This is a genomic window from Elusimicrobium sp. An273 (assembly GCF_002159705.1).
In the GTDB taxonomy this organism is placed as follows: Bacteria; Elusimicrobiota; Elusimicrobia; order Elusimicrobiales; family Elusimicrobiaceae; genus Avelusimicrobium; species Avelusimicrobium gallicola.
On record NZ_NFJD01000003.1, the window covers coordinates 67757 to 82613 of the forward strand.

The following is a 14857-nucleotide window of genomic DNA, read 5'->3' on the forward strand; positions in this document are numbered from 1 at the left end:
CAACAAGATTATATCATTGTAGCATTATTTTGAACGTATTTTCCGCCTTTATAAAAAAAAGCAGGCACGTCTATTGGGCGTGCCTGCTTGCAAAACAAAACCGGTTGCGCTTCAGTTGGCGGTATTATTCTTTTTTACGCCAAACAATACCTGCAGAAAATTTCGGTCGTCCGGCTGGGCCTGCGCCTGCCCGTAGCCCGTATATTTAACGGGCGGTTCTACGGTGGAAATGCCTTGCACGCGGCGGATTAAATTATTGCCGGTATCGGCAAAAAACAGCATATCGTGCTTGGTAATGACCATCGCTCCCGGATAGGCCAAGTCGGCGTCCCACGCGTCCATGCCGTCCCCGTTGTATCCGCGCTCGCCCGTACCCACCACGGTTACGACTTTGCTGTCCATTCGGCTTTCCACCGTCAGGCGGCGGATGCGCTGGTTGTCGGTATCGGCGATATAGAGGCGGCCCAATTTATCCACCGCCAGCCCGGTGGGGTTGCTAAAGGCGCTGTCCGTGCATTTGCGGTCGCCCTCGCCCGAAAAACCGCGTTTGCCGGTGCCGGCAATCGTAAAAATAAGGTGGCGGCGCGGTTCCACCCAGCGGATTTGGTGGTTGCCCGTATCGGCAATAAACAAGTTGCCGCGTTCGTCAAACACCAACGCGGAGGGTTTATTCAGCTGCGCGTTTTCCGCCAAGTCCAAATCGCCGCTGTTGCCCGCGTCCCCCGTGCCGGCCACGGTAACCAAAAATCCGCTGCGGCGGTCTATTTTGCGCACCAAGTTGTTTCCCGTATCCGAAATGTATAACTCGCCCTGCGGGCTGATGGCGACTGCGGTGGGGTTGTTTAAGCTGGAAGAAAGCGGCCGCATGCCGTTGCCGTTATATCCTTTGCGTCCGTCCCCCGCGATGGTGTACAAATAACCTTTCGGCGTAAACATCCGAATGCGCTGGTTTCCCGTATCGGCAATATATAAGTTGCCCAGGCTGTCAAACACCAACCCCGTGGGGCCGTTTAAAGTGGCCATTTCGGCGTTGCCGCCGTCGTTGTCAAAGCCGCGTTTGCCGGTGCCTACCACGGTGTCAATTTCGCCGGTGCGCGCGTCCACCCGCCGCACTCGGTGGTTGACGGTGTCCGAAAAAAAGATATTGCCGTAGCGGTCTACGGCGATGCCCATGGGGTTGCCCAGGCGGGCTTGCAGGGCGTCGTCGCCGTCGCCGGAGAAACCGCGCTTGCCGGGCATGCCGGCGGCGTCGTCCAACTGCCCGGGGCGCGTAAGCCCCAACGCACCGGCACACACACTGAGGCACAATACGCCTATTAGGATAAAAGGATATCTTGCTTTCATAAATACTCCTTGTTTTATCGTAACAAAACCGGCCGCCCGCCGCAACAGTAAAAAGCTTCACACGCCCGCGCGCTTTTTGCTACAATAATAATGAGGGAGGATTTTTCTCCGTAAATTTCCGCTCCCGTCCGGGAGCAAAAAGGAATCACATTTATATGATTATATTATTTTTAAACTGCGGCAGTTCTTCTGTCAAATACAGCGTGTATGATTGGGATCAAAAGAAAAGTCTCTGCGCCGGCGCGGTGGAACGCATCGGAATTGAAGGCTCTTTTATTTCTCAAGACCGTAACGGTTACCCCACTTTTGAACTGAAAAGAAACTGCAAAGATCATAAAGACGCCATCAACCTGGTCATTGAAACGCTGACCGACAAAGAACACGGCGTTATTGAAAATATCAACGTTATCAGCGCCGTGGGCCACCGCATCGTGCACGGCGGCAAGTTTGCCAAATCCGTAATCGTGGACGATAAAGTGGTAGAAGAACTAAGAAATATCGCGGATTTAGCCCCCCTTCACAACCCGGCCCATATTATGGGTATTGAAGCCGCCCGCGCCCTGCTGCCAAACGTAACCCACGTGTGCGTGATGGACACCGCTTTTCACCAAACGATGCCGGCCTCTTCCTATATGTATGCCCTGCCGCGCAAATGGTATACGGATTACCAAATCCGCCGCTACGGCTTTCACGGCTCTTCCGTGCTCTACACCTCCCGCCGCGCCGCGGTGCTGTTAGGCAAAAATGTAGACGAAGTAAACAGCATTGTCTGCCACATTGGAGCGGGCGCCAGCGTAACCGCCGTGAAAAACGGTCAGTGCCTGGACACCAGCATGGGGCTTACCCCGCTGGAAGGGTTGGTGATGGGTACGCGCTCGGGCGATATTGACCCGTCCATCTGCTTTCATATGATGAAAAAGCTCAATATGAGCGCGGACGAAATGTACACCATTTTAAACAAAAAGAGCGGCATGTACGCCCTGACGGGCGACCGCTTTGCCGACCAACGCGACGTGCGCAAAGGCGCCGCCAACGGCGATGAACTGTGCAAGCTGGCCCTGGATGTGGAATGCTACCGCGTGAAAAAATACATCGGCGCCTATATGGCGGCCTTGGGCCGGTTGGACTGCATTGTATTTACCGCCGGCGTAGGCGAACGCGCCACCAACATCCGCGAGATGATTTTGAAAGGCTTGGAAAACTTTGGCATTATGCTCGATGAAGAACGCAACAACGCGGCCGACACCAACAAAGCCGAATGCTGCATCTCGGCGGATAATTCCAAAGTCAAAATTTTCGTCATTCCGACCGATGAAGAAATTGTAGGCGTGCAGGATATTGTGGCGCTGTTGGCCGGAACGTATGACGTGTATACCAAATTCCGGTATATCTTCCAGGAAAAAGATTACCGCAACAAGCTGCGCGACGCCGCGTTTATAGAGGAGGTTAAAAAACGGCCGTTCTTATTAAAAGCCGCCGTTAACTTGCCCGAACAGCTGAAACAGGAGTTAAAAAATTAGGTTTTGTTTACGCCCGTTTGCCTTTGCAGACGGGCGTTTTTAATACGATTTGCAAGCATGTATGCAGTACCCTCCCGGCAGTATCACACTCGCCGGGCCCGCAAGAAGCAAGATGAAAAATAAACAAATAAAAATAATGGAGTAAAAAAACTATGTTCTTACCGAAAGAAGTAAAATTCTTTGATCTGTTTGACAAACAAGCCGAAAATATCGTCCGCGCCGCGGCGTTTTACAAGAAACTCGTGGATAACGGCGATTTTACCCCCGAAAACGTGCGCGAAATGCACGAGCTGGAGCACTACGGCGACGAATTAACTCACACCACCATCAACACGCTTAACGAAACGTTTATCACCCCCTTTGACCGGGAAGACATCCTGGCCCTGGCCAACCGGCTGGACGATATCGTGGACGGAATTTATCTCATCAGCAACCGCTTCCACCTCTATAAAATTCAAAAACCGACCGAATTTAGCCGCAAACTGGCCGCTACCATTGAATCCACCACGAAGGCCCTTCAAAAGGCGCTGGCTTCGTTAAGAAGCAATAAAAATATGAAAGAAACGCTCCACCAGTGCGTGGAAATCAACCGTTTGGAAAACGAAGGCGACGTACTGCGCGACGAAGCGATTTCTTCCCTGTTTGAAAACGAAAAAGACCCGCTGATGGTCATCAAACACAAAGAACTTTACGAACTGGCCGAATTGGTGACGGATTCGTGCGAACATGTGGCCAATTTGGTGGAATCTATTTTGGTTAAGAACAACTAGGAGTAGATATGCTTTGGATATTATTCTTAATCATTTTGGCGCTGTTCTTTGATTATTTAAACGGGTTTCACGATGCGGCAAACTCGGTGGCTACCGTCGTTTCCACGCGCGTGTTATCGCCTAAAGTGGCGGTGGCGTGGGCGGCGTTTTTCAACTTCGTGGCCTTTTTAATTTTTCACACCGGCGTAGCCAAAACGATCGGCGCCGGCATTGTGGACATTCACATTGTGGACTCCAACCTCGTATTCGGCGCGCTGATGGGCGCGTGCGTGTGGAACATCTTAACCTGGTGGTGGGGCTTGCCTTCCAGCTCGTCCCATGCTTTGATTGGCGGATTAATCGGAGCGGGGTTTGTAAAAGGCGGCGTGGACGCCCTGATGGCAGGCGGTATTTTTAAAACCGTACTGTTCATTTTCCTCTCGCCGCTGCTCGGGTTTCTGCTCAGCGTTATTATCGGCATCATCGTTTTTAACGTATGCCGGCCGTTTAATCCCTACAAAGTAGACCACTGGTTCCGCAAAGGGCAGCTGCTCTCGGCCGCGGCGTATTCGCTGGGGCACGGCGGAAACGACGCGCAAAAAACCATGGGGATCATCAGCATGCTGCTGCTGGGCGGCTTGGCCGGAAACGAGGTGGCCCCCATCCGCGACTTTTTGCTGACCCACGAAGAAATGCACGCCGTTACGCAGGGAGCGTTTATTGTGCCGCTTTCCGTGGTGCTTTTGTGCCACGGGGCCATTGCCTTGGGCACGCTTTCCGGCGGGTGGAGAATTGTAAAAACCATGGGCCAGAAAATTACCCGCCTGCGCCCGGTGGACGGCTTCTGCGCCGAATCGGGCTCGGCCATTTCGCTCTTTATCGCCTCTGTTTTGGGCGTGCCGGTCAGCACGACGCACACCATTACGGGCGCCATTGTGGGCGTGGGCTCGCTGCGCCGCTTGTCCTGCGTGCGCTGGGGCGTGGCCAACCGCATTGTATGGGCATGGTTTATCACCATCCCTGCGGCGGCCCTGATTTCCGCCGCCAGCTACTGGCTAAAAACCTGCTTATTTAAATAGCAGAAATTTCCGTCAAAAAACCCTCTGCCTAAGCAGAGGGTTTTTATTTGGTAAAACAGAAAATTAAGGGCGGGCGTTTTGCTTGTCTTGAAAAAATTTTACCAGCAGGGCCCAATCATTTTTCATCTGTTCGTCTTTTTCAAAATGGGGTGCATATTCCTGCAAATCCTCAATAAACATTTCCCGTAATTTAACCAACGAAATAATGCTGTTTTCCGCCGCTTCCTGCGCGGTTTTGCGGGCAATATCCCGCATGGCAGCTTTCATCGGGCCGTAAAATTCTATTTGCTTCATTTGCCGGGCGCATACGTGCAGGCAGTCGCGTATTTCGCGGAATAAAACGGCCGTATGCAGTTCTCTCCAATCCACCGGGCCGGAAAACATTCCGTGCATCAGCACCTGCAGCAGCCGCACCCGGTCTGCCGCCACCAAAGTGGGCAAGAAATTCGTATCCAGCCGGTACGCCACCGACTCTCCCAACAACTTAAGAAAAGCGGGCGTATCCTGATAATTGGGCGGCATTGCAATATATTTGTATTGCTTTTTAAATTCCTTCTCCGCTTCCTCTTGCGCCAAGGCAATTTGTTCTTCCAAAATTCTCAGCGTGGGCGGGCTTAATTTTATTCCCTCCCGAATGCGGTGCGCCAGCACAATCAGCCACGAGTTGAGCCCCAGCATATTGCCTTCTTCCCAGCGGTATTTGTAAACGGAGGCTTTCTTCCACCATTGGCGCAGAAGCTCATTATGAACGGCTCCGTCCTGCAGGACGTTGACCACCGGATCCTGCCGCTGCCAAGCAACCCCCAGCGCCCGCTGGATAACCAGCTGGCTGTTTCCGCGGGCTACCAGCGCTTCAATAGACGCATTGGAAAGCGGCTTTAACATTTTTTGGGAGACGGTTTTCCCCATGGCGGCTTTTAAAACCCCGCCGGGAAGACGCTGTGCACACAGCGCCGTGGGATACAAAAGAAGTACGGATATTAAAAAAAGAAAAATTCTCATATATATATTTTTAAAAACTTCACGCCGTTCTGCCAGGGTCTTTAGACCTATTTGCGCCTGGTACCCCGGGCCCAAGCTTAGACACGTTTTTCTACGCCGGGGCTTGATTTTTTGCCCGACGGTCATTATACTGTATACATATCCATCTTTATTTTTTACAAGGAGCCGGGGGAATGAAAATTACCTTTGAAGGAAATAAAAAAGTAAAAGTTCACGTCAAAAATTTTGACATTATGACCGACCAAAGCAAAGAACACGGCGGGGATTCCAGCGCTCCCACGCCGATTGATTTGTTTTTGGCGTCTTTAGGCAGCTGCAGCGGCGTGTTTGTGCTGAACTTTTTAAAACAGCACAACCTGCCCGAAACCGTTTACCTGACGTTGGAGCCGGAATGGAACATCAACGAATACGTAATTGACAAAATTAAAGTATTCATCCACGTTCCGCCGGATTTCCCGGCCAAATACGAAAATGCCCTAGTGGAAGTGGCCAAGCGGTGTTTGGTGGCGCGGCACGTGAAAATTACGCACGAAATTTCCGTGGTGCACGAAGCGGCTTAAGGCCCTTGCGTAAATTTTAAAAGACGCCTCTACAGGCGTCTTTTTTTGCAAAAAAATTCCGGGCGTTAAACCCGGAATTTTCTCGTAAAACTTTGTTTACAGATAAGCCTTAATCGTCTGCGCCAAGCGTTTCAGCCCTTCCACAATCTGTTCCTTGGAAGGATACGAAAAGTTCAGCCGCATATCGTTAAACACATCCGCCGCCGGATAGAAATCCACCCCCGCCACATAGGCCACTTTATTTTCAATAGCCTTGGGTAAGAGCTCCGTTGCGTTAATGTGTTTGGGCAGCGTCAGCCACAGGAAAAGCCCTCCTTCCGGGTGCGTCCACGAGACGCCTTTAGGCATGCATTCCGCCAGCGTTTTGAGCATTAAATCGCGTTTTTCCCGGTAGGTGGCGATAATCTGGTTCAAATGCGGCAAGAGGAGCCCGCGGCGCAGATACTCGCCGGTGGCCAGCTGCAAAATGGGCGACGTGCACAAATCCATTGCTTGCTTTAAGATCACGTATTTGCGGATGACTTCTTCCGGCCCGATAATATACCCCAGCCGGAAGCCCGGCACAAATACTTTGGAAAACGTAAACAGCGTAATGACGTGGTTGTGCGTTTTGTCCAATTCGTAAAAGGTGCGCGGGGATTTGCCTTCAAAACGCACTTGGCGGTAAGGCGAATCTTCCAAAATAAACGTATTGTATTTTTTGGCAATTTCCAAAATTTTCAAGCGGCGTTCTTCCGGAATCGTGGTGCCGGTGGGGTTTTGAAAATCGGGCACCAAATAGATAAATTTGCATTGTTTGCCCTGTTTTTGAAGGCCGGCCAATTTGGCCTCTAAATCCTCGGCAATGACGCCGCCTTCATCGCTTTCCGCGCCGGTAATGTCGGCCCCCGCCACTTGAAACGCCTGCAAAGCGCCCAAATAAGTGGGGCAGGCGGTAATAATACTGTCGCCGGGATTGACGAACAAACGGGCCGTCATATCCAGCGCCTGCTGCGAGGCCGAAACGACCAACAGCTGTTCCGGCGTTACGTCTATATTTTCGGTTTCTTTAAGCAGTTTGATAAGTTCTTTTTTAAAACGGTCTTGCCCTTCGGTCGTGCCATACTGCAACGATTCCCGGGGGTGTTCTGACACTACTTTTCCCATAATGTCGGCCACTTCCCGGGTAGGGAATAAGGTTGGATCCGGCAATCCCCCCGCAAAAGAAATGATCTCCGGGCGGGAAATTACTTTTAAAAGTTCTCTGATCGCCGACGCCTTGGAACGGCTGACCACTTGGGAAAACAACTGATTATAATTCATTTACGGTTCCCTTCTCTTCTAATTAATCTAACTGATATATTGTACAATTTTTAAGCTCAAATCTTTAGCCGGCACGGAATGCGTCAGCGCGCCCATGGAAATTACATCCGGCCCGGCTTGGCAGTACGCCTCTAAATTATCTTTATTGACGCCGCCCGACACTTCTATAATGGCCCGGCCTGCAATCTCTTTTTTGCACACGCGCACTTGTTCGGGGGTCATATTGTCCAGCATAATAATATCCGCCCCGGCGGCCAACGCTTCTTTTACTTCGTCCAAATTCGTGGTTTCCACTTCTATTTTAGGCGTATGCCCAATGACGGACTTGATCTTTGCCACCGCCGCCGTAATGGAGCCGGCCGCCGCAATGTGATTGTCCTTAATCATCACGCTGTCGGCCAAGCTGATGCGGTGGTTGCGCGCGCCGCCCGTGCGGACGGCGTATTTATCCAACCGCCGCAGGCCCGGCTGCGTTTTGCGCGTGTCCACAATCATCACGCCGTATTTTTTGCCAACGGCCGCATACGCGCGCGCCGCCGTGGCAATGCCGCTCATGCGCTGCATAAAGTTAAGCGCCGTGCGTTCCGCTTTTAAAATAGACAAGGTGCGCCCTTCCAGCGCAAGGACTTCTTCCCCTTTTTTTACGTCGTCTCCGTCTTTTTTAAGCGGCGTGAAACGCACTTGCGGGTCTACCGCCGCAAACACTTCGCGGGCCGTTTCCATGCCGCACAGGACTAAATCTTCCTTGGCCCGAATGACGGCTTTCGCCCGGTTTTCAGGCGTAAAAATCGTGTCCGAGGTAATATCCCCCAAACTTAAATCTTCCAGCAAAGCCAGTTCAATAATTTTATCCAGTATCATTGTGCAAGCTCAAACATTTTATCAATAGATTTTTTAGCCGCCGCCGCCAACGCAGGTTCCATTTCCACCACTTGTTCGGGGCGCGGGTCAATCAACGCTTCCAGCGTATTGGCCAAGGTATTGCGTTTCATATACTCGCAAATGCCGCACGGCCAAATAAACGTTTTATCCGGGTGTTCCGCTTCCAAGCGGTTTACCAGCCCGAATTCCGTCAGCATGCCAAAGCATTTATCCGCCGACGCCGCCACATAAGCGCTCATCCCTTTGGTACTGCCCATATAATCACACAGCCGGCAGACTTCTATCGGGCATTCCGGGTGCGCCACCACTTTAATGCCCGCATGTTCCGCCCGCAGTTTTTGCACGTCTTCGGGGCGGTAATGGCCGTGCACGTAGCAGGAGCCGCCTGCCGCAATGATTTTTTTAGGCGTTCCGCGACGGACGAGTTCCGCCTCTAAATTTTGGGCCATCAGCAAATCCGGCACGAAAATCAGTTCATTGCCAGGCATTTTTTGGGCGATGTCAAATACGTTTCCCGAAGTTACGCACGCGTCGCACTGCGCTTTTACTTCCGCCAAGCTGTTGATGTAGCACAACGCCGGCACGCCGGGGTGCTGCGCACGCAGTTTTTTTACTTCTTCCCCGGTAATCGCGTCCGCCAGCGTGCAGCCGGCGCGCCCGGCGGGGATTAGCACTTTCTTCTCTGGGTTTAAAATTTTAGCCGTTTCCGCCATAAACCAAACGCCCGCAAACACAATCACGTCCGCCTTGGTTTCCCGCGCTTTTAGCGCCAGTTCGTAGGAATCCCCCCTAAAATCCGCCACGCCGTACACCAAGTCCGGCGTCGTATAGGAATGAGCGAGGATGACGGCGTTTTGCTCTTTTTTAAAACGGTTGATGGAAAGCGTGTAAGGAGCCGCGGCCAAACAGTCTTCATACGTCCATTTGGCGTTTTTGTCTTTGGAAACAGATTTAAGAAGCCCATAGAGTCTATGGGCTTCTTCGGTAAGCCGAGCTTCTTTGTCTAATGTCTGAAGCATAAAAATTACAGCGTATCCGGTACATCCGCCGGCGGCAGGGCTTCTTCGCTCGTATAGGTGGTGGTAGAAGTCGTGGAAGTGTTCGGGGCGGAGCCGTCCAAGTAATAAATGTTGGTATTATTGATGACTTTTTTGTTCACATTGACGTCAGAAGACTTTGCCGTACTGGCAGACGAAGCCGCCTGTTTGGCCGGTTTTCTGACGGCGGGTTTGGTGGCGCCTTTAAGCGGAGTGGTGGCCGGAGGCAAGTACGAATCCCCGCAGGCCTGCAGTTCATAGTCGGGGATGGTGTCGTAATCGGCATCCGGTGCGAGGAGGTTGTCAAACTCCTGGTCGATAATTTGGTACTTGGCGTTTTTAGACGAAGAAGCAGTCCGTCCGTCCGCCGTTTTGGTGTTGGCATTGCCCGAAGAGCAGGCCGCCGCGCCGAATACGGCGACTACAGCCGCAAGTAAAAGTTTTTTCATAACCCGTCTCCTTGTATATGCAGGCCTTGGCCCGCGCGTTATTTCATTATATATCATATTGCGCAAGGTTGTGAAGTTTTTTCCCTACGTAAAAAATCAAAAATTTCTGCATCCGCAAACTTCGTTTTTTAGTACAATAAAAAGGTTGTACCGTTTAGGAGGAAACCACAAGACTCATGCAAAGTATCCAACAATTAGGGTCTGCTTTTGTCCAATTTTTCAGCGGGCCTTCCGTGCAAAGCGCGTATGATTTAATGAACGGGTTCAATACGCTGGTATGGGGCCCGCCGATGATTATCATTTTGCTCTTTTTGGGGATCTACTTTACAGTGCGCCTTCGCTTTCTGCAAAAATATACGTGGCCGGCTATGAAACTTTCGGTAACGAAAGTAGAATCGGAAGGGATGGTCAGCAGTTTCGGCTCGCTGGCGGTGATGATTGGCGCCACGGTGGGCACCGGCAGCATTATCGGGGTAACCACGGCCGTAGCCGAAGGCGGGCCGGGGGCCCTGTTTTGGATGGTGGTGGCCGGATTTTTCAATTTTGCCATTAAATACTGCGAATGCATGGTGGCCTTTAAATACCGCGTCAAATTGCCCGACGGCGAATACGTGGGCGGCCCGATGTATTATCTTTCCAACATTTTAAAATTTAAATGGCTGGGCCTCATTTTTGCCGTCGGCACGCTGCTGATGGGCTTGACGGCCGGCAGTGCGCTGCAATCCAACTCCATCGCCGACGCCCTGCGGGAAGGATACAATTTTAACCCCTGGTACACCGGCTTATTCGTGGCGATTGCAACGGCCGTGGTCGTGATCGGCGGGGTAAAGCGCATTGCGGCGTATTCGGAATGGCTGGTGCCGATTATGGGCAGCTTGTACTTGCTGTTGGCGGTCATTGTGCTGATTATGAATTTTGGCAAAATCCCGGAAGCGGCCGTGATTATTTTTAAAAGCGCTTTTACGGGAAAAGCCGCCGCGGGAGGGGCTATCGGCATTGGGATTATGGGCCTGCTGCAGGCGATGATTCCCGCCGTCAGCGCCGGGGTAACGCGCGCCGTGCTGGCTACGGAAGCCGGCCTGGGCAGCGCTTCTATCGCCGCGGCCGCCGCCAAAACCCGCAGCGCCACCCAAATGGCCATTATTTCCGCCACATCGGTCTTCTGGGCTATTTTCATTTGTATGCTGACGGGGCTGGTCATCATCTTGGCCGGCGATTGGCAAAACCCCAACGTCTATGCGGCCAACTTGTGCAACAGCGCCTTTAAAACGGTGCCTTATATCGGCACGCCGATTTTGATTTTTTCGCTGGTGATTTTTTCCTTCACCACCATTATCGGCTGGGGATATTACATTGAAAAAGCCCTGCAGTTCTTGTGCAAAGGCTCCAATGCCCTGATTAAGCCCACGCGCGTGCTGTTTATTTTGCTGGTATTTGCGGGCGGCTGGATCGGCACCAGTTTCTCGTGGGATTTTACCATTGCCGAATCCCTCCTGCGCACGGCGGAAGCCAACAATTCCACCCGTTTTATGTGGGCTTTGGCCGTGTTTACCATGACGATGATGACCGTTCCCAACATTTGGGCCTTGTGGTGCTTCCGCAAAGTCATCATCAAGACCACGCGCAAAAACATCAAAAATATCGTAGGCAGAAAGCCGAAACAATCTGCCCAATAATTACAAAACCCCGGCAAAACGCCGGGGTTTTTTATGCCGTTTAAATTATCTTTCGCTAAGGCTCCTGCACCGGAGGCTGATAGGAAAGCATTTGAATGCCCTGGGCGATGTTGCGCCCGCTGGGCTGTTGGTAGGCGTAGAGGCCAAACTCCGGCAAGACCGAGAACAAATGGTCAAAAATATCGCTCTGCAGGGCTTCATAGTCCGTCCACACGGTCGTATTTAAAAAGCAGTATACTTCCAGCGGCAGGCCTTGGGCTTCCTGTTTCAGCTGGCGCACCATCAGCGTTAAATTGGGATTGTCCGACACTACATACGGCCGCGACGCCAAATACAGCTCCGCATAATGGCGGAAAGTGCCGATGTTGGTTAAATGCCGCCCGTTCAAAAAGTTCTCTTTCACATTCCGTTCCGCGTTAAACGCTTTGATTTCGGTTTCTTTCTGCTCCAGATAATCTTTTAAGAGCTGGATTTTTTTCAGGCGTTCCAGCATCGGGCGGTCTAAGAATTTGACGGTATCCACGTCAATCAAAATGCTGCGTTGGATGCGGCGCGCCTTGGCCAGGTACATTCCGTTCCAGTTTTTAAACGGCTTGGAAATCATATCGTAGGTGGGCACGCTGACGATGGTCATATCAAAGTTCTGCACCCGCACGCTGGTGAGCGAAATGTCAATGATGTTGCCGTCCGCCCCGGCGGAATCTACGGTAATCCAGTCCCCTATTTTAATCAGCTTGTTGGTGGTCAGCTGAATGCTGGCGGCAAAGCCCAGAATGGGATCTTTAAAAATTAACGAGAAGACCGCCGCCAACGCAGACAGCCCCGTGATAATATACATCGGCCGGCGCCCCAACAGCAAGGATAAAACAAAAAGCGCCGTAATTAAAAACAGAATAATTTTAAGTGCCTGTACCAACCCCTTAATCGGCACGCTGGGATTGAGCCCGTACAACCGCCCCGCCGTATTTAAAATGGAATTGACCAGCCACGCAAAACTCATCACCACAAACAGCCCCGTCAGCTTGCCCATCAGCGTGGTCAGCACCGCCACCTTGCTGGAAATAAACACCGGGTACAGGTTGATGGCCAAAAGGGCCGCCACCACCACGCCCATCGCCGTGAAAAAATGATGTTCAGACAGCGCCTTAAACCACCGCCCCGAATTAAAACGCGACACCAACCGCCCCAAATAGCGGTTGCAAAACCACGACGCCGCCCGCGCCGCCGCATACAGCACCAGCACAAACAACACCGCCGCAATCACTTGGGCAATCAGGGTATTGTATTTATCCGGGATGTACGGTATTTTTTCCACATAGGGCAAGATAAAATTCATAGGCGCTCCCCTTTTTGAAATAAAGTTATTATAATAAGTGTATGAAAAAAACTTGGCTTTCTGCAATTCTCATTTTGTGCCTGGGGGCCTGCTACACCCCGCTTAACAACTCCGGAGTGGCCACCACCAAACCGTGGTTGGAAGTTTCCGGCAAAAAACTGGATTTTGACGGCAAGCAGTATGATTCCTGCTACCAGTTTAACATTCACTTCTGGCCGCCGGAAGCCGTGGAACAAATAGATCTGCAAAAGTCCTGCATTTCCGCTTGCTGCTGGCGCAGCGACCAGGATGAAGTAACCTTGGATTTTAATAAAAATTTTGAACGGGACTTGGCCTATTACGGCCGCGCAAAAAAGTACTCCCCCGACAAAATTACCTTCAAAGTAACCCACTCCAATCTGGTCAATACCACCAAGGTAACAGTTACCCCGCGGGGCGTCATCAAAAACAACGGGTTGGTAAAGCTTTCCTACAAAGAATACGAAAACCCCTCCCGCTTGGCCCAGCTGGAAGCGATGTCCCGCCAGCTGCAAACCCGCCGCAATGCGTACTTAAACGAACAGCGACAGCAGCAAGATGAAGCAGCACGCAATTCCAAAAAGAAAAATAAAGAAGAACAGTCTGCCGAGGCCCGCGCCAAAGCGCTGCTGGTGCGCAAGGCGGGCACCAAAATTGATACGTATTTCTACGAGATGAACAAAACCTACACCCGCCAAGGCGCAGTATTTATGTTAAGCGAGCGCATTTTAAACACTTCGCCGCTAAATACGCAAGGGGATTATTCTATCTCCTGCCACGCCCAGGCAAGAACGGGCATAAATTCCAAAAAGCTGAAAGCTTCTTCTTTTTCCTGCGGAACTTGGCGCGTAAGCCTGCAAGACGAAACCGTCCTTCCCGACGACCGCAAAGCCTTGCAGATTATGCAGCAACAGTAGAAACCCTTCTGTCGCCTTCAGGCGGAGCCCGTTGGGCTCCGCTTTTTTTATCTGATGTTCTCTACCCATGTTACGAAAGGTCATCTCCCCCCATTTAAACACAAAAAACCCCGGGCGTTTTCGCCCGGGGTTTTGCCTGTATGCTTACGAGTTAATAAATAGCGTTCCAAACGCGGGTTGTGAAAGAAAATTCCACCCGGCGGTTGGTGCGGCGGCCGTCGCTGGAGTTATCCAGCGTCAGCGGGCGGTCTTTCCCGTAGGAGTGGATCCGGATGCGCTCCGCATTCACGCCGCGGCTGACCAAATAGGCCTTCATCGCCGCCGCGCGCGAGGCGCCCAGCCAATAGTTGTATTCTTTGGAGCCCAACACGTCCGTATGGCCTTCCACGATTAAATGCAAAGACGGGTGCGAGTTCATCACGTTGGCCACTTTATCCAAGAAAGGATAGGCGTAATCCGGCGGGCGAATAGAGTCAAACTCGTACGTAATGGCCGGCAGTTTAAGCGTTTTTGCCATGCGGGCCTCGCTTTGGTTGTAAAGTTTTTCGTTCTTCTTGGCCTGTTCTTCAATAATAGGGTCGCGCTTGGCCGGCCGCGGGATATCTTCGTCCTGTTTCTGGGCGGAAGAGCACGCGCATAAAGCCGCTGCGCATAAAAATAACAAAACGGATTTTCCTTTCATAAGTTTCCTCCTGTCCAAATTATAGCAAAACCACATAAAAAACGTGTAACAATTTCCATATTCCCAGTTATCCACACGCTGTGGATAACCTGTGGATAATTACGCTTTTACTCTACATTTATCCACAAAAAAGCGTTTTTTGGGGCAAACTTTAAAGCGCGAAAAAGAAGAGTTGTGGATAACCCCGTTTTTTTGTGGATAACTTTGCCTTTGTATAGGGGAATAATTTATTTTTCCTTCTTTTCCCCGACGGAAAAATTCAAAATGCTTATTTTTTCCCCTCTTTTTATATTTTTTAAAAAAA

Annotated in this window: 14 protein-coding genes; 6 read left to right on the forward strand and 8 right to left on the reverse strand. The window is 51.3% G+C overall.

Annotated features, from left to right (window positions below; translation table 11 throughout):
• Positions 1-111: 111 nt before the first annotated feature.
• Positions 112-1344 carry an NHL domain-containing protein gene (locus B5F75_RS04555; RefSeq protein ID WP_087288409.1) on the reverse strand — a complete coding sequence of 411 codons (1233 nt, stop codon included), beginning with the start codon at positions 1342-1344 and terminating at the stop codon, positions 112-114.
• Between the two features lie 155 nt (positions 1345-1499).
• Between B5F75_RS04555 and B5F75_RS04560 the strand changes: the two genes are divergently transcribed.
• The 3 genes from B5F75_RS04560 (at position 1500) to B5F75_RS04570 (ending at position 4692) form a co-directional block, all read left to right on the forward strand.
• Positions 1500-2864, forward strand: a complete 1365-nt coding sequence (locus B5F75_RS04560; RefSeq protein ID WP_087288411.1) for an acetate kinase — start codon at positions 1500-1502, stop codon at positions 2862-2864.
• A 152-nt stretch (positions 2865-3016) separates the two neighbouring features.
• Positions 3017-3634, forward strand: a complete 618-nt coding sequence (locus B5F75_RS04565; protein WP_087288413.1) for a DUF47 domain-containing protein — start codon at positions 3017-3019, stop codon at positions 3632-3634.
• A gap of 8 nt (positions 3635-3642) precedes the next feature.
• Entirely contained in the window at positions 3643-4692 is a 1050-nt protein-coding gene (locus tag B5F75_RS04570) for an inorganic phosphate transporter (RefSeq protein WP_087288415.1), read from the forward strand.
• A 63-nt stretch (positions 4693-4755) separates the two neighbouring features.
• On the opposite strand, the gene B5F75_RS04575 is transcribed toward B5F75_RS04570, so the two are convergent.
• The gene (locus tag B5F75_RS04575) at positions 4756-5694 is read right to left on the reverse strand and encodes a hypothetical protein (protein ID WP_087288418.1); all 939 of its coding nucleotides are present in this window, start codon (positions 5692-5694) and stop codon (positions 4756-4758) included.
• Between the two features lie 173 nt (positions 5695-5867).
• On the opposite strand from B5F75_RS04575, the gene B5F75_RS04580 reads away from it, so the two are divergent.
• On the forward strand, positions 5868-6254 hold the full coding sequence (locus B5F75_RS04580; RefSeq protein ID WP_087288420.1) for an OsmC family protein: 387 nt from the start codon (positions 5868-5870) through the stop codon (positions 6252-6254).
• Between the two features lie 96 nt (positions 6255-6350).
• On the opposite strand, the gene B5F75_RS04585 is transcribed toward B5F75_RS04580, so the two are convergent.
• From B5F75_RS04585 to B5F75_RS04600, 4 genes are read right to left on the reverse strand one after another with little or no spacing between them, the layout of a single operon-like run.
• The gene (locus B5F75_RS04585) at positions 6351-7556 is read right to left on the reverse strand and encodes an aminotransferase-like domain-containing protein (protein ID WP_087288423.1); all 1206 of its coding nucleotides are present in this window, start codon (positions 7554-7556) and stop codon (positions 6351-6353) included.
• A 27-nt stretch (positions 7557-7583) separates the two neighbouring features.
• Positions 7584-8417 carry a carboxylating nicotinate-nucleotide diphosphorylase gene (nadC, locus tag B5F75_RS04590; RefSeq protein WP_087288426.1) on the reverse strand — a complete coding sequence of 278 codons (834 nt, stop codon included), beginning with the start codon at positions 8415-8417 and terminating at the stop codon, positions 7584-7586.
• On the reverse strand, positions 8414-9457 hold the full coding sequence (gene nadA, locus B5F75_RS04595; protein WP_087288429.1) for a quinolinate synthase NadA: 1044 nt from the start codon (positions 9455-9457) through the stop codon (positions 8414-8416). Before nadA ends, nadC begins: the two co-directional genes overlap by 4 nt.
• 5 nt (positions 9458-9462) lie before the next feature.
• The gene (locus B5F75_RS04600; protein ID WP_087288431.1) at positions 9463-9924 is read right to left on the reverse strand and encodes a hypothetical protein; all 462 of its coding nucleotides are present in this window, start codon (positions 9922-9924) and stop codon (positions 9463-9465) included.
• Between the two features lie 176 nt (positions 9925-10100).
• Here B5F75_RS04600 and B5F75_RS04605 point away from each other — a divergent pair, with 176 nt between their 5' ends.
• Complete coding sequence (locus B5F75_RS04605; protein WP_087288433.1) at positions 10101-11600, forward strand: alanine/glycine:cation symporter family protein; 1500 nt, start codon at positions 10101-10103, stop codon at positions 11598-11600.
• Between the two features lie 55 nt (positions 11601-11655).
• Here B5F75_RS04605 and B5F75_RS04610 read toward each other — a convergent pair whose 3' ends face one another.
• Positions 11656-12936, reverse strand: a complete 1281-nt coding sequence (locus B5F75_RS04610) for a mechanosensitive ion channel family protein (RefSeq protein ID WP_087288435.1) — start codon at positions 12934-12936, stop codon at positions 11656-11658.
• A 41-nt stretch (positions 12937-12977) separates the two neighbouring features.
• On the opposite strand from B5F75_RS04610, the gene B5F75_RS04615 reads away from it, so the two are divergent.
• Entirely contained in the window at positions 12978-13871 is an 894-nt protein-coding gene (locus B5F75_RS04615; protein ID WP_087288438.1) for a hypothetical protein, read from the forward strand.
• A gap of 151 nt (positions 13872-14022) precedes the next feature.
• On the opposite strand, the gene B5F75_RS04620 is transcribed toward B5F75_RS04615, so the two are convergent.
• On the reverse strand, positions 14023-14553 hold the full coding sequence (locus B5F75_RS04620; RefSeq protein ID WP_158093777.1) for an OmpA family protein: 531 nt from the start codon (positions 14551-14553) through the stop codon (positions 14023-14025).
• Positions 14554-14857: the final 304 nt, after the last annotated feature.